This is a genomic window from Salipiger aestuarii (assembly GCF_003259905.1).
In the GTDB taxonomy this organism is placed as follows: domain Bacteria; phylum Pseudomonadota; class Alphaproteobacteria; order Rhodobacterales; family Rhodobacteraceae; genus Salipiger; species Salipiger aestuarii.
In genome coordinates this window covers 1-2,645 of sequence record NZ_QLMG01000103.1, presented here as the reverse complement: position 1 = coordinate 2,645, position 2,645 = coordinate 1, and the positions used below count along the sequence as shown (strand labels likewise).

Sequence of the window (2,645 nt, the reverse complement as noted above, 5' to 3'; positions counted from 1 at the left end):
CATATCTTTGAGCTGGTGGTGAGTGATGATGACGGCGCGGCCTCGGTGGCCGACAGCGTGACCATCACCATCACCCCGCCCGCCGATACAGAGCCCCCTGTCATTGCGGATATTGCGGACATTGCAGTGGATACGGATGCGGGCGCAAATACGGCTTCGGTTGTGCTGACCGCAACGATCACCGACAATTCCGGTGAGGCTATTCTTCCGGTTTTTTCAATCGACGGGACCGTTATCACCAGCCCCTATGACTTTGCTGTCGGCACCACGACAGTATTTGTCGACGCTCAGGACAGCGCGGGGAACAAAGCAACGCAACAGTCCTTTGTGGTAACCGTGACGGATATGACACCTCCGAATGCGCCGGTCGTGGCAACATTGACCGCCACTCCGGACGGTCGCGTCGATCTTGCGGGCACTGCGGAACCGGGCAGCACCGTGACCATAACGTTCCCCGATGGCAGCACCGGGAGTGTCACAGCGGATGCCAGCACCGGAACGTTCGCCATTACCTCCGACATGCCGCAGCAATCGGGGATGATCACCCTTGTCGCCGCAGATTTTGCGGGCAATGATTCCGCACTCACGCATGCCGACTTTGTTGGCGACGATACCCCACCGACGATCTCTATCGGCGCGCTCAGCGGACCAATCAACGGCACTTATACCGCGGCGATCAGCATATCCGAGGACAGCACCGACTTCGGCGTCGCCTATCTGACCCTGGAGAATGCAACAGCAACCCTCACCGGCTCGGGACGCAACTATACCGCGATATTGACCCCGGACGCTGATGGCACAATCACACTTTCCGTTGCGGCGGGCACATTTACCGACGCCGCGGGCAACGCCAACGAAGCCTCGAACACGGTCAGTGCCGTTTTTGACGGAACCGCCCCAACTGTCAGCATTTCCGGAGCACCCGAGATCCTTGCGGGTGACAGCGCGTTCTCCGTAACGATCACATTCTCGGAAAGGGTTACAGGCTTCGTGGCGGAGGACATCAGGACCACCAACGCCACGGTAATCGGTCTGAGTGGTGGCGGCGCATCTTATGCGGCCAGATTGCGCGCGTCAGGTGCCGGGGATGCCCAGGTTTCTGTCCCTGCCAATGTGGCTGTCGACGCAGTTGGAAACGGCAACCTAGCTTCAAACCAAGTCGGAATAACCGATGTCACAGTAGAACGGACACAAGAACGCATTGCGTCCTACATGCAGACCCGCGCCAATCAGTTGATCAGTAACCAGCCCGGTCTGATACCGTTTCTGTCAGGCACATCTCAGAGAGGTTTCAGCTTTGCAGCAACGCGGGGGGCCGGCATTTTTGACTTTGCAACCGGCACGAACTATCCGGTCTGGGCCCAGCTGAACGGGTCGTGGGCAAAGTCTGGAGACAGTCGAAGTGAGTATGTATTCGGCGCTCTGGGGGGGCATCGGGCCATAAATGAAAACCTGCTGGTTGGCGTCATGCTTCAATTCGATCACCTGAATGAAGATACCGGGATTTCATCGGTCCGTGGGACCGGCTGGATGGTCGGACCCTACTTCGTAGCCCAGAGCGCGACCCAACCGCTATATTTTGAGGGTCGTTTGCTGTATGGTGAGACCAGAAACAAGATTTCTCCTTTCGGAACCTATGAAGACAGTTTCGACACAAAGCGAATGCTGGCTCAGTTGAAAGTCGCTGGAGAGCTTTCCTATGGCACAACGATCCTGTCCCCATTTCTGAACGCATCCTACACCACCGATGACCAGCAAAGTTATATAGACAGTCTGGGCAATGCCATTCCCGAACAGGGTATCGCACTCGGCCAGATCGAGATCGGGATGGATTTCAGCACGATGATGCCGGTCAGCACAGGCGAACTGGAACTTTTGAGCGGTTTCTCGGGAATCTGGTCACATACAAATGGCAGCGGCTTTGCCTCGACCGTAACACCCGACTACGAGGGTGGCCGCGCGCGGGTCGAGTTGGGCATCAACTACCAGATTTACGCACGCCAGAGCTTTACTGCGACGACCTATTACGACGGCATCGGCGCAAGCAGTTTCGAAAGCTACGGGCTGAGCCTAGATTACGAAATGCAATTCTGACATCGAATCGCCTTCGGCGGACGACACGAACTCGGTCTCAGTGCCAAAAGCGCCAGTCAGTTGCCGGTCGTGGTGCCCATGACCGAAGCTCCTCCAAATTAACGTAGAATCCTTTCGTAAACGTCCGGCGTCACCGCTCTGCCATGCATAGAGAGTGTTCGATAGTGTCCGCTTTGGATAGCGGACACTTTTGCTGCGGTTGATGGCGCGTCGAACGAAGCGGTTATGGACAGACGAAGAGAAGCGTTCGATCAGTTTTCATACGACAGCACTGGGTGTTTCCGTGGCGCAGGTGGCTCGGCGCTATGCGATGAATGCCAACATGGTTTTCAAGTGGCTGCGTGACCCTCGATACACTGTGCGTCGGCAAACGTTTTGGGATGTTGCTACGTGCCCGCCAGCTTACGAATGGCCGCAATTAGCTGCGCGACATGTGCCCGGTCGGCGGCCTCGGGAGGCATTGTTGCAGAAAGGCGGCTTGAGGCGTGACTTCCCCTTTCCCCTTCTGGTTCAGGTCACGCGGACGATCTCGGCGGTGCCGAGGGCATTGA

Annotated in this window: 1 protein-coding gene; it reads left to right on the top strand. The window is 57.0% G+C overall.

Going from position 1 to position 2,645, the window contains the following annotated elements; all coding sequences use genetic code 11:
* The coding region (locus ATI53_RS22610; RefSeq protein WP_146610009.1) for an Ig-like domain-containing protein at window positions 1-2,094 on the top strand (2,094 nt) is incomplete at its 5' end.
* Window positions 2,095-2,645: the final 551 nt, after the last annotated feature.